Genomic DNA, 24102 nt, shown 5'->3' with positions numbered 1-24102 from the left:
CGCCTCCGATCTGGGGAGCACCGGCTCAGTCATAGATCGCCTCCACCAGCCACTGCCCGGCCTCGACGGCCAGCAGCAGGGCGGCACCGTCGGCCAGGCTGACCTGGAACCGGGCCCGGCGGCGAGCCTCGACCGGCGCCCACCACCGCTCGTCCACCGGCCACGGGCCGGCCCAGCCCACGATCTCCGCCGGCTGGCCGGTGCCGACCACCAGCCGAGCCGGTGGGGCGCTCACCGCCAACCGCGCGCTGATCACCACCGGCTCGCCGGCGGCGTCGTGCACCGTCGCCGCGAGCGGGCTGGGCAGCACCACCGCCGGCGCGGGCGCCGGCAGTCGGCCCGGCCACGGCGGAGACCCGCCTGCACCCCGGCCGGTGGCCGGGTCGGCACCGGCATCGGCCGGCGGGCCAGGGCGGGCAGGGACGCGTTCGTCGCCCCACGGCACCAGTCGCACCTGGTCGGCCGGGGAGCGCCCACCACCGAGCACCGCGGTGACCACCGCTTCCGGGCCGAGGATGCCCTGCACCCGGCTCAACGCCCGGTGCGCGCGTTCCCGCTCCTCGCCGGTCTCCCCCCAGAGGCCGGCCTGGAGACCGGCCTGGGCGATCACCCCGTCCGGGATCAGTCGCAGCCGGATGATGCCGGCCGTCGGTCGGGCCGGTCGGGCACCGGCGCGGCCGTTGCTGCCGGAGAGCCACCCGTCGAGCTGCCAGCGCACCCGGTCGGCGATGGCCGCGGCGGTGAGCAGGCCATCGTGCCGCCACACCCGGTGCAGCTCCTGCCCGTGCTCGGTGACCGCCTCGATGCCGAGCCGGGTGCAGGCCAGCCCGTGCCCGGCCAGCCGTTCGTGCAGCCGCTCGGCCAACGCCCGGGCCACGAACGCCGCCGCGTCGACCCGGTCGATCGGCTCGTCGTGCTCGGCGGTCACCGTCAGGTCGGCCGGCGGCTGTCGGACGGCGAGTGGGCGGTGGTCCCGCCCCGCGGCCAGCCGGTGGGCCAACGCACCGTCGAACCCGAACCGGGCCAGCACGTCGCCGGCCGGCAGTGCGGCGAAGTCGCCGAGGGTGCGCACTCCCAGCCGGCGCAGCAGGTCGGCCAGCGCCGACCGGCCGAGCGCCTCGACCGGCAACCCGGCCAGGAACTCCGGTGTCCCGCCCGGTGCCACCACCCGGCCTGCGCGAGCCGCCAACCCGGCCGCGAACACCCCGTCGGCGATGCCGACCTGGCTCTCCACCAGGCACGACTGGGCCACGTGCTCGATGATCCGCTCGGCGGCAGCCTCCTCGCCGCCGAGGTAACGGCCCGGCCCTCGGGCGGCCACCGCGCAGGCACCCGGACGGACCACCTCGACGCCGGCGACCAGCTCCTCCACCGCGGCGACCACCGGCTCGAAGGCCCGGGCGTCCCGGCCGGGGTCGTACTCCACGACGGTGAGCTGCGGGCAGCGCCCCTGCGCCTCCCGCTTGCGCAGCCCTCGACGCACCCCCTCGGCGCGGGCCCGCTCGGAGCAGGCGACCACCCGGTTGGCGTGCAGCACGGCGACCGGGCCGGTCGCCGGCACCCCGTCGACGATCTCGGCGGCGAGCACCGGCCAGTCCGGGCACCACAGCAGCAGCGTGCGTGCCGGCGCGCCGGTCACCCCCGACCGACCAGGGCGAGTGGCGCGGCCGATCGACCCACTGGCGACGGCAGCGTACGAGGGATCACCCGGGTCAGCTCGTCACCCGGGAGCCAGACCTTGATCTCCTTGGGCCGGGCGGCCGCCCCGCGCCCGCGCGCCGAGACGGTGATCTCCCGGCGGCGCAACCGCCCCCGGCCCAGTCCGAGCCCCTCCCAGACTCCCCGGACCACCTGCAACGTCACGTCCGCGCCGTCCCACCGGCCGTACGGGACGAGCACGCTGCCGCGCTGCCGGGCCCGAGCGGCCAACCGGGTGGCGACCGAGGCGGAGACCGAGGCCGGCACTGTGGTGACCACGACGTCCACCCCGTCGATCAGCGCGGCGACCACTGTGGCCCACTCGGGGCCGGGGTTCGGCACCAGGGCCAGCCGGTCCAGGGCGATGCCCAGCTCAGCGGCCGCGCCCGCCCCGAACGTCGGCACCCCGACCACGGCGCACCACGAGCCGGCCCGGGACGCCTCGGCGAGCAGGGCCAGCATCAGCGAGGTGCCACCGCTGCGGCGGGGCTGGCCGGCGGCGACAGCGATGGTGCTGCCCCGGCGCAGGCCCCGGTTGGGCAGCAGACCGGTCAGCTCGGGCACCACCGGCAGCACCCGGTGCCCACCGACCGGGTCGGGCGCGCTCGCCGGGCGCACCAGATCGGCCAGCGCGGCGGAACCGACCACCATGCGGCCCGCCATTGGACCAACTCCCCCGTCGTTGCTGTGGATCAGATCAGGACCGGCACGCCGTGCCACCGGCCGCCCGGCTCCCCCCACGGGGCGGCCGGTGGCACGGCGGGATCAGGCGGCGAGGCCGTCCAGGGCCGGTTGGTGGGCCACGCCGAGCGCGGTTTCCACCACAGTGACGAACTGTTCGGCAGCGCGGAGCAGGTCGTCGGCCTCCCGGGCGCTGACCACCCGGGGGATGCCGGCCTCGGCGGCGGCGCGCTTGCTGGCCCCTGCGGCGAAGAACCGGGACCACTCGTCGAGCTCCGGAGCGACGGCGCAGAGGAGGACCCACACGCTGGTGATCCGGTTGCGTCGACTCGGCGCGGGTCGGGCCCGGGCGGCGAGCAGGGCCGCCGCCGCGCGCAGGGCGGCCAGGTGGGCAGCCGCGTAGCGCAGGCCGTCAGGTCGGGTCTGGCCGGCCTCGACCAGCCCACGGCGGGCCAACGTGAGGAGCTGGGCGGGGGTGCGGTGCGGCAGCACGTGCGCCGGCACCGTCGGTGCCTGAGCCGGGTTGGTCGGCATGGATGTCTCTCCTCCACGTGGCCGAGACGTCACTCCGGCGGCTGATGCCACCGACGAGACGCCGAGGTCGGGGTGGTGCGGAGGAAGACGCACCGGGTGTGGCCGGCCGGGTGTGGATGCTTCCCCACACCACACCCGGCCGGCGGACCGGCGGGTGCGTCGCCCGCCGCCCGGGGGTCGTGGGCGGCGGGCGACGCTCCTGCCTGTTGGGACCAGGCTCGCGACTGCCCGGAAACCCAGGTGCGGCCCGCGGAGCCGCACCGCCCGGAGGTGGCGCCGCGAAACGCCGCGCTCCGGCTGGTTGGAACGGGCGTTCGAGGCAATCGAACACTCGTTCTAACTGCTGCTGACAGTACACCTCCCCTCCGACGAAAATGCAACGTGTGACGCGCCGAGCGTGCCGGCCGACTGAACCGGCCACCAACGGACCGGGAAGAATGGCGGAATGCAGCCACACCCGAACACACGGGCGGTGCAGGACGCGCTCACCGCCGCCGGGACGCTCGACGGCGCCGGTGAGCCCAGCATGGTCCGTCTGCTGCCCGACGCGGTGCACACCGCCTCGGCGGCCGCCGAGGCGCTCGACGTCGAGGTCGGCCAGATCGCCAACTCACTGATCTTCGACGCGGACGACACACCGCTGCTCGTCTTCACCTCCGGCGCGCACCGGGTCGACACCGCCGGCCTGGCGGCATCGATCGGCGTCACCCGACTCCGTCGGGCCACCCCGGAGTTCGTCCGGACCCACACCGGGCAGCCGATCGGCGGGGTCGCCCCACTCGGGCACCCGCACCCGCTGCGCACCCTGGTGGACACGGCGCTGGCGGCGTACCCGGAGATCTGGGCCGCGGGTGGCGTACCCCAGGCGGTCTTCCCGACCACCTACCCCGAGCTGCTGCGGGTCACCGCCGGCACCCCGGCCGAGGTGGCGTGAGCGAGCGGAGCGAGCGCACCAGCAGGCACAGCGGCGACGCGAGCGCGGCTCCGGAGCTGGTCACGCTGCACGTGTGGCGGACCTCCCGCGGCGCGCTGCCCCGGGCGCTGACCCGGATGGCGGTGGACCCCCGCCGGTTGCGGGCCCTCCCCGGCGTCCGGTTCGGCAAGCTGCTGGGCACCGGGACCGGCACCGACTTCGGGCCACGGGACGCCGACCTGACCCGGTGGGCGGCGCTGACCGTCTGGGACTCTCCCGCCGCGGCGGCCGGCTTCGACGACTCGTCGGTCGGGCAGGCCTGGGCGCGCATAGCCCACGCCCAGGCGCGGATCGACCTACGCCCGCTGACCAGCCGGGGCGAGTGGTCCGGCCAGCGGCCGTTCGGCGACCCGTCGGGCGGTCGGGTCACCGGCCCTGTGCTGGCGCTGACCCGGGCCCGGTTGCGGGCCCGCCGGGCGGCCACCTTCTGGCGGGCGATCCCGCCGGTGGCCGCCGCCCTGCGCGACGCGCCCGGGCTGCTGGCCCGGTTCGGGGTCGGAGAGGCGCCGTTGGGTTGGCAGGGCACTGTGAGCGTGTGGCGCGACCCGACGGACCTGGTGGCGTTCGCGTACCGTCACCCGGAGCATCGGGCGGCGATCATGCGAACCCCCACCGCGGGCTGGTACGCCGAGGAGCTGTTCGCCCGGTTCGAGGTACGCGACGTGGTCGGCGACCGGTCGGTGCTCGGGTGGGTCGCCGACGGCGGCCCGGAAACGGTGAAGGGTGGACGGGCATGAGGTTGGTGCGCTGGACGCCGGACGATCTCGTCCGGCGGCTGGACGACGTGGTGGCCGTCTACGGCGAGGCGATGGGATACCGCACCGACCTGCTGGAGGCCCGGCGCGGTTACATCGCCACCCACGTCCGCCGGCCGGGTTTCCGGGCGGTCGCCAGCCTGACCAGCGAGGGTCAGCTCGCCGGCTTCGGCTACGGCTACCTGGGCGCCTCCGGTCAGTGGTGGCACGACCAGGTGCACCGCGCGCTGGACGCCCCGACTCGCACGCGCTGGCTCACCCACTGCTTCGAGGTGGTCGAACTGCACGTCCGGCCACCGGCGCAGGGGCACGGCCTGGGCACCGGTCAGCTGCGCGCGCTGCTCGGCATGGCGGAGGGCGACACCACGCTGCTGTCCACCCCGGAGGCCGACGAGCAGACCTCGCGGGCCTGGCGGTTGTACCGACGGTTCGGCTTCGTCGACGTGCTGCGCGACTTCCACTTCCCCGGCGACGAGCGACCGTTCGGCGTCCTCGGTCGGGATCTGCCGCTCGAGCCACCGGCGTCATGACCCGGCGGATCTCCTGGACGCTGCTGGCCGTCCTGGTGCTCGCCCAGATCTGCTACCCGCTGACCACCGGCGCCACCAGGGCCGGGCTCACAGTGGCCACCGTCGTCCTCGGTTGGCTGCTCTCGGTCGGCCACGCGCTGCTCAGCCGGGGTCCACGGGTGGCGGCGGCGCTGGTCGCGGTGGCCACCGGCGGCGGGTTCGCGATCGAGGCGATCGGGGTGGCCACCGGCGTGCCGTTCGGCAGCTACGACTACTCCGGAGAGCTGGGCCCGAAGCTGGCCGGCGTGCCACTGATCATTCCGCTGGCCTGGACCTGGATGGCCTGGCCGGCCTGGCTGGCAGCGGTCCGACTGACCGGCGGCAGGGCCGCCACGGCCGGCGGCAGCGGGTCGACAGCCGGCGGCAGTGGGCCGACTGTGGGTCGATGGGCGGGGCGGATCGCGCTGGCCACTGTGGGGCTGGCCGCCTGGGACCTCTTCCTCGACCCGCAGATGGTGGCCGAGGGCTACTGGGTCTGGCGCGACGCCACCCCGGCCCTGCCCGGCCTGGCCGGCATCCCGGTCAGCAACTACCTGGGCTGGCTGCTCTTCGCGGTGCTGATGATGAGCGCGCTGCGCCCGCTGGCCGGGCCGGCCGCCGAGCACACCGATCGGCGGGACCACCCGATGCTCGCGCTCTATCTGTGGACGTACTTCTCCAGCATCCTGGCCCACGCCGTCTTCCTCGACCTGCCCGCCTCGGCGCTCTGGGGTGCCGCCGGCATGTCGGTGACCGCCGTACCCCTGGCGGTGACCCTCCTGCGTGCCCGCCGGGGCGGTGACCCCGGTCAGGAGGCCCACCAGCCACACCGCCCCGGCGTCGACGCGACCCGATGACCGTCCTGCTCGTCCTGCTGATCGCCGTCGCCGCGTTGACCGGGCACACCTGGCTCAACGCCACCCGGTGGCTGCGCCGACCCACCGACCGGCCCGACGACGTCGACGAGCCGGTCACCGTGCTGCTGCCGTTGCGCGACGAGGCCACCCGGGTCACGCCCTGCCTACGCGCCCTGCTGGCCCAGCGCGGCGTACCCGGGCTGCGCGTCATGGTCCTCGACGACGGGTCCACCGACGGCACCGCCGACGTGGTCCGCGCGGTGGCCGGCGACGACCCCCGGGTCACGCTGCTCACCGGGGTCGCCCCGCCGCCGGGCTGGCTGGGCAAGCCGCACGCCTGCTGGCAGCTGGCCACCCGGGCCGACCCGGACGCCACCGCGCTGGTCTTCGTCGACGCCGACGTGGTGCTCGCCCCGCACGCCGTGGCCGCCGCCGTCACCGAGTTGCGCGCCGCCCGGGTGACGCTGCTGTCGCCGTACCCCCGGATCGTGGTGGCGACGGCCGGCGACCGGTTGGTGCAGCCGCTGTTGCAGTGGCTGTGGCTTACCTTCCTGCCGCTGCGCGCGATGGAACGCTCGCCGCGGCCGTCGCTGGCCGCGGCGGGCGGGCAGTTCCTGGTGGTGGACCGGGCCGGCTACACCGCCGCCGGCGGGCACGCCGCGGTCGCCGACAAGATCCTGGAGGACGTCGAGCTGGCCCGGGCGGTCAAGCGGGCTGGCGGGCGGATCGCCCTGGCCGACGGCTCCCGGCTGGCCACCTGCCGGATGTACGACGACTGGCCGCAACTGCGCGACGGGTACTCGAAGTCGCTCTGGGCGTCGTTCGGGCACCCCAGCGCGGCGGCAGCCGTGGTGGCGGCGCTGCTGCTGCTCTACACCGCCCCACCGCTGATCGCGCTCGCGGGTGCGGCGGCCGGCGCACGGGGGGTGGCCGCCGTGGGCCTGGCCGGCTACCTGCTCGGGGTGGCCGGACGGGTGTTCACCGCCCGCGCGACCGGTGGTCGGTGGTGGCCCGACGCGCTCGCACACCCCGTGTCGGTCGTGGTCCTCGGTTGGCTGACCCTGCGGTCGTACCATCTGCGAAAGCGACGCCGCCTGACCTGGCGGGGCCGCCCGGTCAGCTAGGGAGGACGCGGCATGGCGCGGATCGTGGTCGTCGGCGCCGGGGTGGGTGGCCTCGCCACCGCCGCCCGGCTGGCCGCTACCGGGCACCAGGTGACCGTCTTCGAGCGGGCCGACACGGTCGGGGGCAAGCTCGGCCGGTACGCGCACGACACCCCGGCCGGGTCGTTCCACTTCGACACCGGGCCGAGCCTGCTCACCCTGCCCGAGGTCTTCCACGACCTGTTCGAGGCGACCGGGGCGAAGCTCGACGAGTACCTGGACCTGGTCCCGCTGGACCCGATCGTCCGGCACGTCTTCGCCGACGGTGGCCCGACACTGGACTCGTGCGCCGACCCGGTGGAGTTCACGGCCCGGATCGGGGCCGCGTTCGGTGACCGGGCGGCAGCCGACTGGCAGCGGCTGTGGCGCCGGGCGGCGCGGGTGTGGCAGGCCTCCTCGCGGGACATCCTGCGCCGTACCGTCGACTCTCCCCGCGACCTCGCGTCGCTGGCCTGGCGCGTCGGCGACCTGGCCGCCATCGCCCCGGGCCGCAGTCTGCGCGGCCTGGGCCGCCGGCACCTGTCCGACCCACGGCTGCGGATGATGCTGGACCGGTACGCCACCTACACCGGCGCCGACCCACGTCGGGCACCGGCGGCGCTGGTCGCGGTCCCCTACGCCGAGTTGGCCTTCGGCGGCTGGTACCTGCGCGGCGGGCTGGGCACGCTCGCCGACGCGCTGCTGACCCGCTGCCTAGACCTCGGCGTGGTCGTGCAGACCGACGCCACTGTCACCCGGATCGACGCCACCGGCGGCCGGGTGCACGGGGTACGCCTCGCCGGCGTCACCGCCCCGGTGCCCGCCGACGTGGTGGTGGCCAACGTGGACGCGCTCACCGTCTACCGTGACCTGCTGCCGAACCCGCGACGGCTGGCCGGGCTGACCGACCGCAGCCTCGCCGGCTTCGTGCTGCTGCTCGGCGTCTCCGGCAGCACCGGGCTGGCCCACCACAACGTCTTCTTCCCGGACGACTACGACGCCGAGTTCGACGCGGTCTTCGGTGACCCCGGGCGCGGCGTACGGGCCCGGCCGGCGGCCGACCCGGCGGTGTTCGTCACCGTGGCCGACGACCCGATGGTCCGCCCAGCCGGGCACGAGGCGTGGTTCGTCCTGGTCAACGCCGCTCGGCAGGGCACCGCGGCGGGCGCTGTCGACTGGCGACGCCCGGGGCTGGCCGACGCGTACGCCGACCGGATCCTGGACGTGCTGGCGCGACGCGGGGTGGACGTGCGCGACCGGCTGCTGTTCCGCGAGATCCGCACCCCCGCCGACCTGGACGTGGCGACCGGCGCGCCAGGTGGCTCGATCTACGGCACCGCCGGTGGGCTGCTCCGCCCCGCGAACCGGGGCCCGGCGCACGGGCTGTGGCTGGTGGGCGGCTCCACCCACCCGGGCGGCGGGTTGCCGATGGTGACGCTCTCCGCGCAGATCGTCGCCGACGAGATCGGCCCCGCCTGGTAGACCCGGCCTGCTCCAGCCGGTGTCTGTTTCGGTCGGCGCCTGTTTCAGCCGGTGTCTGTTTCAGCCGGCGTCGGGTTGGCCCGCTCGGTCGGCGTCGAGCAGGGTGCGGCGGATGCTGGAGAGCAGTTGCCCCAGGCCGAAAGCGGCCAGCAGCACCCAGACCGCGGTCGCCATGGTGATGGTGCCGGCGGCCAGGTCCGGCTCGATCAGCCCGGCCAGCCCGGCGACCAGCAAGCCGGCCAGCGCCACCGAGACCCGGGTGGGGCGTTCGCCAACTGTCACCGCGCCGATCTCCCGCATGCCGGCGGCGACCGCCCGCGCCCGGACGTACTCGTGCAACCAGGACAGCGCGCCACCCGCGACGACCAGCCCACCCGGCGCGCCCACCAGCCAGAACGCCAGCAGCCACGCCACCTCACCGAGCCGGTCGGCGACCGAGTCGTAGACGTAGCCGAGCCGTGTGGTGCGGCCGGTGGCGACCGCCACCGCACCGTCCACGCTGTCCGCCACAGCGGCGAGCAGCACGAACAGCGCGCCGAGGAACGGCCCGTCCCCCGGCCGGCCCACCAGCAACGGTACGCAGAAGCAGAGCAGCACCCCGGCCACTGTGACCGCGGTGGGGCTGACCCGCAGCCGACCCAGCACATATCCCACGTGGTACGCGAATCGCAGCCAGGCACGCACCACCGGCGCCGCGACCCGAGGGTCGAACCCGCCGTGCAACCGCGCCCACGCCGTGGCGTACTGATCCCAGTTCAGCTGTGTGCCCACCACGGATCAACCGTCGTGCCGGGCAACAGGTGTCGCAGCAGCGTTCACACGCGGGCGCCGGCCTTCAGGTTCTGCCAGACCTCGCGGGTCGCGGTGGACCGGTTGAGGGTGATGAAGTGGATTCCGGGCACGCCCTCGTCCAGCAGCCGGCGGCACATCTCGCTGGCCTGCTCGATGCCGAGCCGGCGGACGGCGTCCGGGTCGTCGGCGACGCGTTCGAAGCGGGCCGCCAACGCCGGTGGGAACGGCGCACCGGACAGCTGCACGGAGCGCTCGATGGTGCTGAACTGGGTCACCGGCATCACGCCGGCCAGGATCGGGGTGTCACAGCCGGCAGCGGCCACCCGGTCGCGTAGCCGCAGGTAGTCGTCGGCGTCGAAGAACATCTGGGTGACCGCGAACTCCGCGCCGGCCCGACACTTGCGGACGAACTGGGCGGTGTCGCTGGCCACGTCGGGCGAGCGGGGGTGCTTGTACGGGAAGGCCGCCACGCCGACGCTGAAGTCGCCGGCGTCGCGCACCAGCCGGACCAGGTCCTCGGCGTAGTCCACGCCCTCGGGGTGGCGGATCCACTCACCACCCGGGTTGCCCGGGGGGTCGCCGCGAACGGCCAGCACGTTGCGCACCCCCACCCCGGCGAGCCGGCCGACCACGTGCCGCAGCTCGGCGACGGAGTGGTTGACCGCGGTGAGGTGGGCCATCGGCAGCAGGGTGGTCTCGGTGGCGATCCGCTCGGTCACCGCCACTGTGGTGTCCCGGGTCGAGCCGCCGGCGCCATACGTGATCGACACGAACGACGGGCGCAGCGACTCCAACTCGCGGATGGCCTGCCAGAGCAGCTGCTCCCCCGCCTCCGTCTTGGGCGGGAAGAACTCGAACGAGAAGGTCGGCTGGTGCTCACGGATGAGCTCCCCGATCGCCGGCTGCGGATTGGGGAGTGTCGAGGGAAGACCGAGCGCCACGACCCGACTCTAGCGGTCGATGGCACCAGGACCCAGGCCCTTCCCACCCAGCGGCCGGTGCCGCCCGGTCTGCCCGACCCGGTGGGCGGTGTCACAACACGCCCGCCGTGCGCCCCTGGGCGGTGTCGCGCCGTGCGCCCCTGGGCGGTGTCGCAGCGCGCGCACCGACCCGACGGGCGGAAAGGCGTCGTACCTCCGAGGTAGGAAGGGATGGTGCGGGAGGGGCGGCGGGGGTGGCCCGAGTCCCGCGCGGGGGTCAGCAACCGAGCGGTGACGCCGGTCCCGTCCGGTCGGGCGGGTAGGTCGTCACCGCACCGACGCCCGCCAGGAGGACATATGATCCCGCCCGCATCGCCGCGCCCCGCGCAGCTCGGGCCGCTGCTGGCCCGGTGCCGACTGGCCCGTGGCTGGAGCCAGCAGCGAGCCGCCGCCGAGTTGTGTGCCGCCGCCGGGGTGCCGACGTTGAGTCGGCACGAGGTTTCCCGGTGGGAACGACAGCGTCGCGTGCCCGGCGGGTTCTGGCTCGGCTGGCTCGCCGTCGTCCTGGACGTGCCGCTGGTGGCGCTCGCCGAGGCCGCCGTGGCCACCCGTCGGGCCGGCTCGACGCGGGCCACCGGGCCGGGCCGCGTCGCGGCGGCCGGCGCGCGACCGGCCGGGCGGACGGGCCCCGGCCGCACCGGCGGGACTACGCGTGGCGGTGGAGCACGGGCACGGGCGACCGGCTAGCGTCGGTGCGTGACCCACGCTGCTCCCGAGTCCCCCGTCGACCGCGCCGGCCTGCGGCAGCGGGTCGACAAGGCTCTCACCGAGTTCCTGGCCGGCCAACGGGTCCGGCTCGCCGCCGTGGACGACGCGCTGGGTCCGGTGGCCGAGGCGATCGAGGCGTTCGTGCTCGGCGGCGGCAAGCGGCTGCGTCCCGCATTCGCGTACTGGGGGTTCCGGGGGGCCGGCGGGCTGGACGCCGACCAGGTGGTGACCGCCCTGGCCGCGCTGGAGTTCGTCCAGGCCAGCGCCCTGATCCACGACGACCTGATGGACCGTTCCGACACCCGTCGCGGCGAGCCCGCGGTACACCGACGGTTCGCCACCCGGCACCGGGAGGCCGGCTGGGGCGGCGACCCGGACGGTTTCGGCGACGCCGCGGCCATCCTGCTCGGTGACCTGTGCCTGGTCTGGTCCGACGAGCTGCTGCACTCCGCCGGCCTGGACCTGTGGTCGTTGGCCCGGGCCCGGCCGGTCTTCGACGAGATGCGCACCGAGGTCACCGTCGGGCAGTACCTCGACGTGCTGACGCAGGTCACCGGGGACACCTCGGTGGAACGGGCCAGCAAGGTCGCCCGGTACAAGTCCGCGAAGTACACAGTCGAGCGTCCGATGCTGCTCGGCGCCGCGCTGGCCGACGCGCCGGAGGAGGTTCGGACGGCCTACTCGGCGTACGGGCTGCCGCTGGGCGAGGCGTTCCAGCTCCGCGACGACGTGCTGGGGGTCTTCGGCGACCCGGCGCTGACCGGCAAACCGGCCGGGGACGACCTGCGCGAGGGCAAGCGCACCTATCTGGTGGCGGCGGCCGTGGAGGCCACCGACGACGCGGGCCGCGAGCTGCTGCTCGGCCGGCTCGGCGACCCGGAGTTGGACGAGCAGGGGGTGGCCCGGCTCCGCGAGGTGATCTCGGGGAGCGGGGCGCTGGCCCGTACCGAACAGCGGATCGTCACACTCACCGACGCCGCCCTGGCCGCCCTGACCGCCGTCGACCTCGACACCGAAGCCCGCCAGGCCCTGGTAGACCTGGCCATAGCCGCAACCCGCCGATCCGACTAACCCCCCACCCCCACCCCCAGGGTTGATCATGGGGTTAGCGACCTTCGCCTCGGCGTGTCGTGCTGCCAACCTCATGATCAACGCGTGGAAACGCGGGGAAACGGGGGCGGGACGGGGGTTAGAAGCCTTGGGCTTGGGCTCGGCGTTTCACCTCGCGGGCCTGGTCGCCGGAGAGGGCGGCGGCCGGGGTGGCGCCGGGGAGGGTGTCGTCCGGCTCGTAGAGCCAGCGCAGGACGGCCTCGTCGTCGTAGCCGTTGTCGGCGAGCAGATTGAGCACGCCGGGTAGGTGCTTGAGCACGGTCTGATTGGCAACCAGATCTGTTGGGATCCGGCGGACGCCGTCGCGGCGGACCGCCAACAGCTCCCGGTCACGGATCATCTGGTGCACCTTGCTGATCGACACGTCGAGGCGTTCGGCGACGTCGGGCAGGGTCAACCAGTCGGCCGGGTCGGTGGGGCCGGCGAGCTCCAGGCCGGGCGCGGCCTGGTCGGGTACGGGTTCGGTCACCCGACCACCCTGCCACGCCGCCGCCGCGACGAGCCACCGGCACCCCGGGCGACCCGTCGGCACCCACTCTGTTGATCGCCGCTGACCAGCGAATAAGGGGCGGGGAGCGCGGCGGGGCGGACCGGTTCGGCGTACGGCTGTAGCATCCTGTTCATCCTTCACCCCCTGGACACATAGACTGCCTGCCGATGGACACTCAGGTCGCCGACACGTTGCTGGGCTCGCTTATCGACGGGCGCTACCGCATTCGCGGTCGCGTGGCCCGTGGTGGCATGGCGACCGTGTACACCGCCACCGACGAACGCCTCGAGCGCACCGTCGCTGTCAAGATCATTCATCCGACCCAGGCGAGCGAGGCACGGGCCCGGATCGCCAACTTCGTGGCCCGGTTCACCGACGAGGCGAAGACCATCGCCCGCCTGACCCACCCGAACGTGGTGGCGGTCTACGACCAGGGCACACACGCCGGCCTGCCGTACCTGGTGATGGAGTACGTCCGGGGCCGCACGCTGCGTGACGTGCTGGCCGAGCGACGCCGGCTCAACCCGGACGAGGCGCTGGCCATCGCCGAGCAGATGCTCGCCGCGATCGCCGCCGCGCACCGCGCCGGTCTCGTGCACCGCGACGTCAAACCGGAGAACGTGCTGGTCGCGGAAGCGCCCACCGGTGGCGTCGCCAACCTTGTCGACAGCGTCGTGAAGGTGGCCGACTTCGGGCTGGCCCGGGCGGTCGAGGCGAGCGCCGACGAGGAGCAGGGCAACCAGTTGATGGCCACCGTGGCGTACGTCGCCCCGGAGCTGGTCACCGAGGGCCGCGCCGATCCGCGTACCGACGTCTACTCGGCCGGCATCGTGCTGTTCGAGATGCTCACCGGCCGGGTGCCGTACGACGGGGACCGCCCGGTGGACGTCGCCTGGCAGCACGTCGACCGGGACGTGCCAGCGCCCTCGACGCTGGTGCCGGGCCTGCCGTCGGTCCTCGACGACCTGGTGCAGCGGGCCACCCGGCGTGATCCGGGCGCGCGGCCGGCGGACGCCGGCGCGTTGTTGGCCGAGGTGCAGGTGGCGCGGGATCGTCTGGGCGACGCCAACAGCCACACCGCAGTACTCCGCCCGGTCAGCGACGAACCGTCGCTCTCCCAGCCGACCATGATGGTCGCGACGGTCCAGCCGCCCAACCGCCCGTCGTGGGCACGACTGCCCGAGGGTGCCAGCAGCCAGGGTCCGGGGCGACGTAGGGCCGCCCCGGAGCCGGCGGAGGGCCTGGGTGCCCGGCTCGCCGCGCTGCGCAGCGCGGCGCTGAGCAACCCCCGTGGCCGGCTGGCCGTCGCTGCCGTGGTGGTGACGCTGGGCTTGGTTGCCGCGATCGGGGGTTGGTGGTTCGGCGTCGGTCGCTACACGGACGCTCCGCAGCTGGTGAGCCTGAGCAAGGCAGAGGCGCAGGCGCGGGCCGACCGCTCCGGGCTTCTCCTCAAGTACGCTGAGCCGCGCTTCGACGAGAAGGCCCCGAAGGACAGCGTGCTGGAGCAGTCCCCGGCGTCCGCTGCCAAGATCGTCAAGGGTGGCACTGTCACCCTGACCCTCTCCCTCGGCCCGGAGCGTTTCCCCGTACCGGATGTGATCGGCAAGGAGTTCGAGCTCGCCGAGGCGGACCTGGTCAACGTGAAGCTGGTGGTGGCCAAGGGCACCGCCCGTTACGACGACAGCCTGCCGGCCGGGGTCGTGGTGGACAGCTCCCCCAAGGTGGGCACCGAGGTCAAACCCGGTGCGAAGGTCACCCTCATCCTGAGCCGGGGCAGGGCGCCGGTGACGGTGCCGAACCTGGTCGGCAAGAGCCTGACCGACGCCCGAACGGCCCTGGCCCAGCTCAACCTGGTGCTGAAGGAGACCTACAAGGACTCCGACAAGCCGAGGGACGAGATCCTCGGCCAGAGCCCGGCCGATGGCGCCGGCGTGGAGAAGGGCACCGAGGTCAAGCTGGACGTCAGCAAGGGGCCACCGCTGGTAGCCATGCCGCGGGTGATCGACCTGCCCTGCCAACAGGCCAAGCAGGCGTTGGAGGGCCAGGGCTTCCCGGTGACGCTGGCGATCAACCCGAACGCCGTGGTCCGGATCCAGATCCCGGGCGAGAATTCGCAGGTGGCGCCCGGCACCCCGGTCACCCTGACGTGCTTCTGATGCCGACGGTCTCCGCGCGGCCGGTGGGCACGCACACTCCGACCTCGGGTGGGCTGGCGAAGGCTGCCCTGCCGTACGCCGACGCTACCGGTGCGCAGGTGGTGCAGGTCTACGTCTCCAACTCGCGAGGCTGGGCACTGCCCGCCGGCGACCCGGTGCAGGACGCGTTGTTCCGCGATGGTTGCGCCGAGCGGGGCATTCCCGCGTTCATCCACGCCGCGCTGCTGGTCAACCTGGGCTCGCCAACGCCGGCCACTGTCGAGAAGTCGGCCGAGACGCTGTCGCACGCGCTGCGTCGGGGCGTGGCGATCGGCGCGCGCGGGGTGGTGTTCCACGCGGGCAGTTCGGTGGACGAGGGGCACGCCGAAGCGGCGATGCGACAGGTCCGCGAGGTGTTGCTGCCGCTGCTCGACTGGGCTGCCGACGCGGGCGGGCCGATGTTGCTGGTCGAGCCGAGCGCTGGCGGTGGCCGGTCACTGGCCTCCCGGGTGGAGCAGCTCGGGCCCTACCTGGACGCGGTGGACGGGCACCCCATGCTCGGGGTCTGCTTCGACACCTGCCACGCCTGGGCGGCCGGCCACGACCTGGCGGCCGAGGGCGGCATGACGGCGACCCTGGACACCCTGGTGGCCACCGTCGGTGCGGACCGGCTGCGGCTGGTTCACGCCAACGACTCGAAGGATCTGTGCGGCTCCACCCGGGATCGGCACGAGAACATCGGCAAGGGCAGCATCGGCGAGCCCGCCTTCGCCGAGCTGATGGCCCACCCGGCGACCGCCGGCGTCCCGATCGTCGTGGAAACCCCGAGCGAGAAGCACGTAGGCCACGCCGCCGACATCAGCACCCTCACCCGACTGTCCCACCCCTGAACCCAACCTCGTTGATCAAGAGGTTTGCGTCACCCGGCGACCGGGATCTGACGCGAACCTCTTGATCACCGCCGTGAACGAAGGGTTGGGGGTAGGGGCGTTTTAGGGGGCGGCGAGGATTCGGGGTAGGGCTGTTAGGGCGCGGTCGATGTCCGCGTCGCTGACGCCCAGGTGGGTGACCAGGCGGGCGGTACGGGGGCCGAGCACCGAGATCAGTACGCCCTCCGCCCGCGCCGCGGCGGCCAGGGCCCGGGCGTCCAGGGTGTGCTTGGTGAGATCCAGCGCGACCAGATTCGTACGGACCGTGGTGGCCAGCACACCGAACGGCGCGACCGCCTCGGCGAGCCGGGCCGCCTTCGCGTGGTCGTCGGCCAGCCGGTCGATGTGCTGCGCGAGCGCGTACCGACCGGCGGCGGCGAGAATGCCGGCCTGGCGCATGCCACCGCCCATCCGCTTGCGGATCAGCCGGGCACGTTCGATCTTCTCCGCGCTGCCCACCACCAGCGAACCGACCGGCGCGCCGAGACCCTTGGAGAGGCACACCGACAGCGTGTCGAAGAGCCGGCCGTACTCGATCAGCGGCACCCGGTCGGCGACGTGCGCGTGCCAGATCCGGGCGCCGTCACAGTGCAGCGCGACGCCCGCCTCGTCGGCGACCCCGCGCAGATCCCGCAGGGTCGCCAGCGGAATCACTCCGCCACCGCCGCGGTTGTGGGTCTGCTCGACGGCGATCGCGCGGGTGGGGACGGCGAAGTAGCCGTCCGGCCGGATCATCCCGGCCACCACCTCCGGGTCGATGTCCGCGCCCACGGCGGGCCAGGTCCGCGAGGAAATCCCGCCGTACGCGGCCGCGGCGCCGATCTCGTACGTGACCACGTGCGCGTCGGCGTCGCAGAGCAACTCGTCGCCGGGCGACACCAGCAGTTGCAGGGCGATCTGGTTCGCCATCGACCCACTCGGGGCGAACAGTGCCGCCTCGTGCCCGAACAACGCGGCGACCTCGGCCTCCAGCGCGTTGACGCTCGGGTCCTCGCCGTAGACGTCGTCACCGACAACGGCGGTGGCCATCGCCTCCCGCATCCCGGCGGTGGGTCGGGTCACCGTGTCGGACCGCAGGTCCACGAACAGATCAGGCACTGTCATCCTCTCGGCTGGCGACTGCGGGGCTCGCAAGCTCAGCCACGCAGCATCTCCGCTACGAGGAACGCCAACTCCAGCGACTGCTGGGTGTTCAGTCGCGGGTCGCAGGCGGTTTCGTACCGGTCGGGCAGGTCGAGGTCCTCGATGCCCTGGGCGCCGCCGAGGCACTCTGTGACGTCCTCGCCGGTCAACTCGACGTGCAGGCCACCGGGGTGGGTGTCCAGCCCCCGGTGCACCTCGAAGTAGCCGAGCACCTCGTCGACGATGCGGTCGAAGTGCCGGGTCTTGTAGCCGTTGGACGACTCGTGCGTGTTGCCGTGCATCGGGTCGCACTGCCAGACCACCTTGGCGCCGGCGGCGGTGACCTTGGCGACGATCGGCGGCAGCGCGTCGCGTACCCGGTGGTTGCCCATCCGGCTGATCAGGGTCAGCCGGCCGGGGATGTTGTCCGGGTTGAGCTTCTCGCACAGCTCGATCGCCTCGTCCGGGGAGGTGGTCGGGCCGAGCTTGACCCCGATCGGGTTGGCGATCCGGGAGATGAAGTCGATGTGCGCCCCGCTGATCTGCCGGGTGCGCTCGCCGATCCAGAGGAAGTGCCCGGAGAGCCCATACGCCCGACTGTCGGAGACCCGGGTGAGCGCCCGGTCGTACTCCAGGGCGAGGGCCTCGTGGGAGCAGTAGAGCGTGACGGTGCGCAGCGCCTCGTCGTCGGTCATGCCGCAGGCCCGGATGAAGGCCAGCGCCCGGTCGATCTCCCGGGCGATCGCCTCGTAACGCTCCCCCGCCGGGGAGTTCTTCACGAAGCCCTTGTTCCAGTCGTGCACGGCGTGCAGGTCGGCGAGTCCGCCGGCGAGGTACGCCCGGAGCATGTTCATCGCCGCCGCCGAGTTGGCGTACGCGCGGATCATGCGCTGCGGGTCGGCGACCCGGGCGGCCGGGTCGGCCTCCAGAGAGTTGATCATGTCGCCGCGGTACGCGGGCAGGCCGCGGGCGTCGGTCGGCAGCGAGCGGGGCTTCGTGTACTGCCCGGCGACCCGGGCGACCTTGACCACCGGCAGCGACGCGCCGTAGGTGAGCACGATCGCCATCTGGAGCAGGGTGCGGGCGTTGGCCAAGAGGTGGCTCTCGGTGTTGTCCACGAACGTCTCGGCGCAGTCACCGCCCTGCAACAGAAACGCCTTGCCCTCGCAGACCAGGGCGAGCTTCTGCCGGAGCTGGTCCACCTCGTAGGGCGCGACGACCGACGGCACGGTGTCGAGGACCTTGCAGACCGCTGCCACTGCCGCCGGGTCGGACCACGGCGGGACCTGCTCGCGGGGCAGCTCCCGCCAACGGTCCAGACCGAGCGCGGCGTCCTCGGCGGAGTCGACGGTCGGTCGGCTGGTCTGTAGGCCCGGGCTGCCCACCGCGGGATGGCTCAGCTGATGCCACTCATGGCGCATGACAGAAAGCGTACGGCGACGGTCGGGGTGGCCGGGCGGCGAGGGGGACGGTTCCGGCAGATGGGAGATCAAACCCCCGGGCTCGGCCCAGGAATCGGTGGGGGCGCCCCCTCAGGACGCGGTGGGGGCGACGACGGAGTGTCCGACCTGCCCGGCGCTTCCCCGGCGATGCACCAGTCGCTGCCGTCCCGGGTGACTGTGAAGACCAGCGGCCGGATGACGGTGCGCTTGCCGACAGCGACCGAGACCGAGACGCGGACCTCCTGCCCGAGCGGACCGGACCGGACGTCGGTGATGGCCGCCTCCGGAACCTGGAAGTGGTCGGCGAAGTCACCGTTGGGGCCGGTGGCACCCAGGTCGAAGCCGTCGTGCAGCAGAGCGCAGAGCTGGCTGCGGCCGGCGGCGACGTCCTTGGCCGCCATCGCGTCGAGGTACGCCTGCACGCGCTCACGGGAGCGGGTGGTGGCCTCCTCGGCGGGGGCTCGGGCCGGCTTGGCGGCGGACTTCTCCTCGTCCTTGTCGCCGATTCCGCAGCCGACCAGGCTAACCGGGAGCAGCACCAGCCCGGCGGCGGTCGCTGCCAGCCTGCGGTGGGTCGGGCGCATGATCACCTCCGTCGGCGGTGAGATCGAGACGTGCCGAGCCGCGAGTCTGCCACATCCAACTGACCGAGCCCAACGGCGGCGGCCCGGCCGACGCTGGGCGTCGACCGGGCCGCTGTGTCACGGGCGGGAAGGGACGGTGCGGGCCCCTTCCCGCCGTGTGGGTGGTGCGTCGGCCCTCGGCTCAGCCGAGACCGCCCTTGATGGCGCCGATGAGCTCACCGTTGCTCGTGTCACCGGAGAGCTCCCAGAAGAACGCGCCACCGAGGCCCTGGTTGTTCGCGTACGTCATCTTGCCGTTGATGGTCGACGGGGTGTCGTAGCTCCACCAGTTGCTGCCGCACTTGGCGTACGCGGTGCCGGCGATCGTGCCGGTGGCCGGGCAGGTGTTCTTGAGGACCTTGTAGTCCTCGATGCCGGCCTCGTAGGTGCCCGGCGCCGCGCCGGTGGCGCTGCCACCCGGAGCGGCCTGGGTGACACCGGTCCAGCCCCGACCGTAGAAGCCGATGCCGAGCAGCAGCTTGTTGGCCGGGACGCCCTTGCTCTTGAGCTTCTGGATCGCCGCGTCGGAGTTGAAGCCCTGCTGCGGGATGCCGGTGTACGAGGTGAGCGGCGAGTGCGGTGCCGTCGGACCCTGGGCGGCGAACGCGCCGAAGTAGTCGTAGGTCATCGGCATCAACCAGTTGAGGTTGCCGATGGCACCGGCGTAGTCGGTGGCGTCGATCTTGCCGCCGTTGCTGCCGTCCGCGGTGATGGCGGCGGTGACCAGAGCGTTGGACCCGAACTTCGACCGCAGCGCGCTGATCACGTTCTTGAACGCGTTCGGGCCGCTGGTGTCACAGGTCAGACCGCAGGCGTTCGGGTACTCCCAGTCGACGTCGATGCCGTCGAAGACGTCCGCCCAGCGCGGGTCCTCGACCAGGTTGTAGCAGCTCTCGGCGAACGCGGCCGGGTTCTGCGCGGCCTGGGTGAAGCCGCCGGACCAGGTCCAGCCACCGAACGACCAGATCACCTTGAGGTGCGGGTTCAGCTGCTTGAGCTTGCGCAGCTGGTTGAAGCTGCCGCGCAGCGGCTGGTCCCACGTGTCGGCGACGCCGTCCACGCTCTCCGCCGCGGTGTACGCCTTCTCGTAGTCGGCGTAGCTGTCACCGATGGCGCAACGACCGCCGGTGGTGTTGCCGAAGGCGTACAGGATGTGGGTCAGCTTGGCGGCCGAGCCGCTGGTCTGGATGTTCTTGACGTGGTAGTTGCGCCCGTAGACGCCCCACTCGGCGAAGTAGCCGACGATCTTCTTGCCACCCGGGTTCGGCGGGTTGGTGGTCGGCGGTGGCGTGGTGGGCGGAGGGGTGGTGGGCGGCGTCGTCGTCGGTGGGGTGGTGGTCGGCGGAGTGGTGGTCGGCGGGGTCGTCCCGCCGCCGCACGCGGCACCGTTGATGGTGCAGTTCAGCGGTGCCTTGTAGGCGCCGCTGCCGTTGTAGCCCCAGCTGAACGAGGCGCCGGGGGCGATGCCGCCTGCCCAGCTCTTCTTGACCGCGACGTAGTGGTTGCCGCTGCTGGTGACGTCGGCGTCCCACGCGCTGCTGATGGTGGTGCCCGACGGCAGGTCGAACTCGATGCGCCAGGTGGTGACCGTGGCGCTGGAACCGTTGGTGACGGTCACCCTCGTCTCGTGACCGGTCCCCCAGTCCTGCGCCTTGGTGAAGGTGGTGGTGACCGTGCCGGCGCCGAACGCGGTGGTCACCGGCACCGCTGCGACGGTCACGGCGACCACGGCACCGGCCCAGAGGGCCCGGCGGAGCGATCTTTTCATGCGGCGTCTCCCGAACTGTTAGGAAACTTTCCAAAAGAGATGGTGAGACGGTACTCACGGCGTCATCAGTTCGTCAAGATGTGAATGTTTCGATTTCTCCTGGTGCACGGAGTGCATACGCTGCGCCCACCCCGGGTGGACGCCCGGTCGACGCGTAGCCTCGGCCCATGACCGTCTTCGACATCCCGATCGACGCCCTCAACGGCGGCCCCGCCGACCTGGCCCGCTACCGCGGCAAGGCGTTGCTGGTCGTCAACGTGGCCTCGCGCTGCGGCCTCACCCCGCAGTACGCCGGCCTCCAGACGCTCGCCGACTCCTACGCCGACCGAGGCCTGGTGGTGCTCGGGGTGCCGTGCAACCAGTTCGCCGGGCAGGAGCCGGGCAGCGCCGCCGAGATCAGCGACTTCTGCCAGGTCAACTACGGGGTCACCTTCCCGCTGACCGAGAAGGTCGACGTCAACGGCCCCGACCGGCACCCGCTCTACGCCGCGCTCGTGGGCACCCCGGACGCCGACGGGCACACCGGAGACGTGCGCTGGAACTTCGAGAAGTTCCTGGTGGCCCCGGACGGCTCGGTCACCGCCCGCTTCGCCCCCACTGTCGAGCCCGACTCCGACGACCTGCGCGTAGCCGTCGAGAAGGCCCTCCCCACCTCCTGACGCCCCCGGGGCGCTCCACGGCGCCGCCTTGATCTCGCTCGAACACGGATGTAGTGGCCTCCCGAACCGCTCGTCACCGGAGAGTGGCACGTCGCCGGAGAGCCGGTCGGCGACCAGGGTGAGCAGTACGTTGTGCAGGGCGGGCTCGCGGCGCGACCAGGCACCCGCCGCGACGGCGAAGGTCGCGAGCAGCCTGCGCAGCTACCCGGCGGCGGGCAATCGAAATAACCCACCAGTTTGGTCGGGAATGCGTCGTGGGTGAACGAGGTTGGGAACGAGCATGACAACTGTGGGACTGATCGGCAGTGGCAACATCGGTGGCACCCTGGCCCGACTGGCGGTCGACGCCGGCTACGACGTGGTGCTGAGCAACTCGCGGGGCCCGGAGACCCTCACCGACCTGGTCGAGACCCTGGGCGCGCACGCCAGCGCCGGCACCACGCAGGACGCGGCGCAGGTCGGCGACCTGGTGGTGGTCAGTGTGCCGCTGAAGGCGTACCGCGCGGTGCCCGTGGAACCGCTGGCCGGCAAGGTCGTCATCGACACCAACAACTACTACCCGCAGCGCGACGGCACCTTTCCCGAACTGGACTCGGGCGAGACCACCAGCAGCGAGCTGCTCCAGCGGCACCTGCCGGACTCGCGGGTGGTCAAGGTCTTCAACAACATCTACTTCAAGGGCCTGGCCGCGCTCCCCAGGCCGTCCGGCGCGGCCGACCGCAGCGCCATCGCGATCGCCGGTGACGACGTCGCCGCGAAGGCCGAGGTGACCGCCTTCCTGGACCGGATCGGCTACGACGCGGTGGACGTCGGCCCGCTGGCCGAGGGGTGGCGCTACCAGCCGGACACCCCGGCGTACGGCACGCTCTACTCCGCCAGCCCGACCGACTGGGAGCACCCCGCCCCGGGCGACGCCGCGAAGCTGCGCACCGCCCTGGCCGCCGCCACCCGCTGAGCAAGGCCCGCCGCGGCCCTCCCCGCGATCGCCTACCGGGTGGTCGTGCGGAGGGCGGCGGCGAGTTCGTCCTCGTAGCTGGCGATCTGCTGCCCGTCCGAGGCGTACGCGACGAGCCGGCCGTGCGCCATCGTCGCCGACCGGAACGAGAAGGTACGCGTGCCCGGGTAGGCGGCGAGCAGCGGAATGGCCCTGGGTGCGCCACCCGGGGCGGAGTAGTACTCCAGGCGGGTCACCTGCGGGGAGACCACGCCGTTGACCCGGACCTTGGTCTTCTCGGCGCGGGCGCCGAAGGTGACCGGCACGTCGGTGGCGTAGGCAGCGCATTCGGCCGGACCACGGCAGACGAAGAAGTATCGCGGGTTGACCACGTCGTCGAGGCGGTACGCCTTGAAGGTGGGGTCGGCCCCGGCCGGCAGCGGCTGCACGGCGAAGAACGCGACCGCCACAGTGGCCGTGACGCCCACCCGCAGCCAGGCACGGCCGGTGGCCGGTCGTCTGCTCGTGCGCTGGGCGGCGACGGCGACACCGCCGAAGCCGACGAGGCACAGGAGGCACACCCCGACGGCGCGGGCGTTCTCGAAGAGGAACTGCACCCCCGGCCGTGTCGAGATCGGGCTGAGCACCGCGCCCAACGAGACGACCATGGCGGCGAGCAGCGCCGCTCCGGCGGCCCGCTGGGTGACGCCGGACGCGCCGATCAGGAGCATCGCGGCGAGCACCGGCCACACCTGGTGGTGGGTCCAGGACACCGGGGACGCGGCCACTGTGGCGCAGCCGACGAGCACTGCGGCGTGCCCGGGAAGGCCCTGCCGCGTCAACTGTCGGGCCCGGAGCAGCGCCGCCGCGCAGACCACCGCCACCATGCCGGCCCAGAGCAGAGGCAGCGCCGTCTCGTCGACGCCGACGCGCAGCAACATTCCGTGCAGGGACTGGTTGCCCAACGAGGCCAGATTGCCGATGCGGGAGGTCTGTCGCATGGTCTCGGTCCAGTAGGACCAGCTCTCCCGGGGCAGCACGATCGCGGCGAGCCCTGCGCAGGCCACGAACGTGGCCGCCGACCGGCCGGCGTCGCGGTAGCGCCCGACGGCGAGGAAGTAGACCACGAACAGCAGCGGGGTGAGCTTGATCGCCGCTGCCACCCCGACCAACGTCCCGCGCAGTCGGGGTGGGACGACGCCCAGCCCGTCGAGCAGGGCCATCAGCACGATGAAGATGCTGACCTGCCCGAAGCGTAGATTGCTCTGCACCGGCGCGGAGAGCATCAGCACTGTGGCCACCAGCGCCACGACGAGCGGGCGCCGCGCACGTCGGGTGGTCAGCGCGACGCCGACCGACCCAGCGATGGCGACGACCGCCGCGCACGTCGCCACCAGCCAGATCCCCTGGAGTACGCCCTCGCTGACGGCGGTGATCGGCCACAGCACGAGAGCGGCGAACGGCGGATAGGTGAACGGCCCGCCGTTCTCCGCCACATACCCGTACAGCGGCCTGCCGACGCGCAGATCGGACAGCGCGCCGTAGTAGATGTGCAGGTCGGGGAGGCGGTCCGAGCGGCGCAGAACGAGCACACAGGACACCAGCGCGACGACGACGAAGGCCGCCCACGCCAGCGCCACCCGGCGATCCCGCATCGCCCGAGAATAGGCGACCACTGCGGCCCGCGACGGCCCCGTAACGGCAGACACGGGGCTTCGGCCGGGTCAGGTCGGACCGCGC

Annotated in this window: 23 protein-coding genes; 12 read left to right on the top strand and 11 right to left on the bottom strand. The window is 73.1% G+C overall.

The annotated features are described in order from the left end of the window. Positions 1–25: 25 nt before the first annotated feature. The 3 genes from ACLJOK_RS02330 to ACLJOK_RS02320 form a co-directional block, all read right to left on the bottom strand. Complete coding sequence (locus ACLJOK_RS02330; protein ID WP_410815825.1) at positions 26–1639, bottom strand: DNA polymerase Y family protein; 1614 nt, start codon at positions 1637–1639, stop codon at positions 26–28. Next, a complete protein-coding gene (locus tag ACLJOK_RS02325; RefSeq protein WP_196918923.1) occupies positions 1636–2361 on the bottom strand; it encodes a hypothetical protein in 726 nt (241 codons plus the stop codon). Before ACLJOK_RS02325 ends, ACLJOK_RS02330 begins: the two co-directional genes overlap by 4 nt. A 102-nt stretch (positions 2362–2463) precedes the next feature. Further along, positions 2464–2913 (bottom strand): SAV_6107 family HEPN domain-containing protein, encoded by a 450-nt coding sequence (locus tag ACLJOK_RS02320; protein ID WP_007463070.1) that lies wholly within the window; start codon positions 2911–2913, stop codon positions 2464–2466. Between the two features lie 445 nt (positions 2914–3358). Between ACLJOK_RS02320 and ACLJOK_RS02315 the strand changes: the two genes are divergently transcribed. From ACLJOK_RS02315 to ACLJOK_RS02290, 6 genes are read left to right on the top strand one after another with little or no spacing between them, the layout of a single operon-like run. Next, a complete protein-coding gene (locus tag ACLJOK_RS02315; RefSeq protein ID WP_410815823.1) occupies positions 3359–3847 on the top strand; it encodes a YbaK/EbsC family protein in 489 nt (162 codons plus the stop codon). Continuing rightward, positions 3844–4623 carry a monooxygenase gene (locus tag ACLJOK_RS02310; protein WP_410815822.1) on the top strand — a complete coding sequence of 260 codons (780 nt, stop codon included), beginning with the start codon at positions 3844–3846 and terminating at the stop codon, positions 4621–4623. Before ACLJOK_RS02315 ends, ACLJOK_RS02310 begins: the two co-directional genes overlap by 4 nt. Beyond that, complete coding sequence (locus ACLJOK_RS02305) at positions 4620–5171, top strand: GNAT family N-acetyltransferase (RefSeq protein WP_410815821.1); 552 nt, start codon at positions 4620–4622, stop codon at positions 5169–5171. Before ACLJOK_RS02310 ends, ACLJOK_RS02305 begins: the two co-directional genes overlap by 4 nt. Continuing rightward, on the top strand, positions 5168–6046 hold the full coding sequence (locus ACLJOK_RS02300; protein WP_410815820.1) for a carotenoid biosynthesis protein: 879 nt from the start codon (positions 5168–5170) through the stop codon (positions 6044–6046). The genes ACLJOK_RS02305 and ACLJOK_RS02300 overlap by 4 nt, the downstream gene beginning before the upstream one ends. Beyond that, positions 6043–7170, top strand: coding sequence for a glycosyltransferase (locus ACLJOK_RS02295; RefSeq protein ID WP_410815818.1), 1128 nt, complete (start codon positions 6043–6045; stop codon positions 7168–7170). The genes ACLJOK_RS02300 and ACLJOK_RS02295 overlap by 4 nt, the downstream gene beginning before the upstream one ends. Positions 7171–7182: 12 nt before the next feature. Continuing rightward, a complete protein-coding gene (locus tag ACLJOK_RS02290; RefSeq protein WP_410815816.1) occupies positions 7183–8670 on the top strand; it encodes a phytoene desaturase family protein in 1488 nt (495 codons plus the stop codon). A gap of 60 nt (positions 8671–8730) precedes the next feature. Here the strand turns inward: ACLJOK_RS02290 and ACLJOK_RS02285 are convergent, their stop codons facing one another. Both ACLJOK_RS02285 and metF read right to left on the bottom strand, forming a co-directional pair. Then, positions 8731–9444: a CDP-alcohol phosphatidyltransferase family protein gene (locus tag ACLJOK_RS02285; RefSeq protein WP_410815814.1), complete on the bottom strand. Its 714-nt coding sequence runs from the start codon at positions 9442–9444 to the stop codon at positions 8731–8733. A 41-nt stretch (positions 9445–9485) separates the two neighbouring features. Beyond that, the gene (metF, locus tag ACLJOK_RS02280) at positions 9486–10403 is read right to left on the bottom strand and encodes a methylenetetrahydrofolate reductase [NAD(P)H] (RefSeq protein ID WP_112623915.1); all 918 of its coding nucleotides are present in this window, start codon (positions 10401–10403) and stop codon (positions 9486–9488) included. A gap of 336 nt (positions 10404–10739) precedes the next feature. Here metF and ACLJOK_RS02275 point away from each other — a divergent pair, with 336 nt between their 5' ends. Both ACLJOK_RS02275 and ACLJOK_RS02270 read left to right on the top strand, forming a co-directional pair. Continuing rightward, the gene (locus ACLJOK_RS02275) at positions 10740–11129 is read left to right on the top strand and encodes a helix-turn-helix domain-containing protein (protein ID WP_410815813.1); all 390 of its coding nucleotides are present in this window, start codon (positions 10740–10742) and stop codon (positions 11127–11129) included. 9 nt (positions 11130–11138) lie between these two features. After that, positions 11139–12221 (top strand): polyprenyl synthetase family protein, encoded by a 1083-nt coding sequence (locus ACLJOK_RS02270; protein ID WP_410815812.1) that lies wholly within the window; start codon positions 11139–11141, stop codon positions 12219–12221. Positions 12222–12339: 118 nt separating this feature from the next. Here ACLJOK_RS02270 and ACLJOK_RS02265 read toward each other — a convergent pair whose 3' ends face one another. Next, positions 12340–12729 carry an Rv2175c family DNA-binding protein gene (locus ACLJOK_RS02265; protein ID WP_410815810.1) on the bottom strand — a complete coding sequence of 130 codons (390 nt, stop codon included), beginning with the start codon at positions 12727–12729 and terminating at the stop codon, positions 12340–12342. A 188-nt stretch (positions 12730–12917) separates the two neighbouring features. Here ACLJOK_RS02265 and pknB point away from each other — a divergent pair, with 188 nt between their 5' ends. Further along, entirely contained in the window at positions 12918–14906 is a 1989-nt protein-coding gene (gene pknB, locus ACLJOK_RS02260; RefSeq protein ID WP_410815809.1) for a Stk1 family PASTA domain-containing Ser/Thr kinase, read from the top strand. Then, the gene (locus tag ACLJOK_RS02255; protein WP_410815808.1) at positions 14906–15775 is read left to right on the top strand and encodes a deoxyribonuclease IV; all 870 of its coding nucleotides are present in this window, start codon (positions 14906–14908) and stop codon (positions 15773–15775) included. Before pknB ends, ACLJOK_RS02255 begins: the two co-directional genes overlap by 1 nt. A gap of 102 nt (positions 15776–15877) precedes the next feature. On the opposite strand, the gene ACLJOK_RS02250 is transcribed toward ACLJOK_RS02255, so the two are convergent. From ACLJOK_RS02250 to ACLJOK_RS02235, 4 genes are all read right to left on the bottom strand, one after another. Next, positions 15878–16912, bottom strand: a complete 1035-nt coding sequence (locus ACLJOK_RS02250) for a threonine aldolase family protein (RefSeq protein WP_410815806.1) — start codon at positions 16910–16912, stop codon at positions 15878–15880. A 38-nt stretch (positions 16913–16950) separates the two neighbouring features. Next, positions 16951–18357 carry a class II 3-deoxy-7-phosphoheptulonate synthase gene (locus ACLJOK_RS02245; protein WP_410815805.1) on the bottom strand — a complete coding sequence of 469 codons (1407 nt, stop codon included), beginning with the start codon at positions 18355–18357 and terminating at the stop codon, positions 16951–16953. A 68-nt stretch (positions 18358–18425) separates the two neighbouring features. Further along, the gene (locus tag ACLJOK_RS02240; protein ID WP_410815803.1) at positions 18426–18962 is read right to left on the bottom strand and encodes a hypothetical protein; all 537 of its coding nucleotides are present in this window, start codon (positions 18960–18962) and stop codon (positions 18426–18428) included. A gap of 181 nt (positions 18963–19143) precedes the next feature. Beyond that, positions 19144–20769: a glycosyl hydrolase family 18 protein gene (locus tag ACLJOK_RS02235; protein ID WP_410815801.1), complete on the bottom strand. Its 1626-nt coding sequence runs from the start codon at positions 20767–20769 to the stop codon at positions 19144–19146. 167 nt (positions 20770–20936) lie between these two features. On the opposite strand from ACLJOK_RS02235, the gene ACLJOK_RS02230 reads away from it, so the two are divergent. Further along, complete coding sequence (locus ACLJOK_RS02230) at positions 20937–21428, top strand: glutathione peroxidase (protein WP_410815800.1); 492 nt, start codon at positions 20937–20939, stop codon at positions 21426–21428. Between the two features lie 280 nt (positions 21429–21708). After that, positions 21709–22383, top strand: a complete 675-nt coding sequence (locus ACLJOK_RS02225) for an NADPH-dependent F420 reductase (RefSeq protein WP_410815799.1) — start codon at positions 21709–21711, stop codon at positions 22381–22383. A 32-nt stretch (positions 22384–22415) separates the two neighbouring features. On the opposite strand, the gene ACLJOK_RS02220 is transcribed toward ACLJOK_RS02225, so the two are convergent. Beyond that, positions 22416–24017: a glycosyltransferase 87 family protein gene (locus tag ACLJOK_RS02220; RefSeq protein ID WP_410815798.1), complete on the bottom strand. Its 1602-nt coding sequence runs from the start codon at positions 24015–24017 to the stop codon at positions 22416–22418. Between the last annotated feature and the right edge of the window lie 85 nt (positions 24018–24102).

The sequence above is a fragment of the Micromonospora sp. 050-3 genome, from assembly GCF_046549335.1.
Lineage (GTDB): Bacteria > Actinomycetota > Actinomycetes > Mycobacteriales > Micromonosporaceae > Micromonospora > Micromonospora trifolii.
Note: the sequence above shows the minus strand (reverse complement) of the source record. Positions and strands in the feature narration are given on the sequence as shown.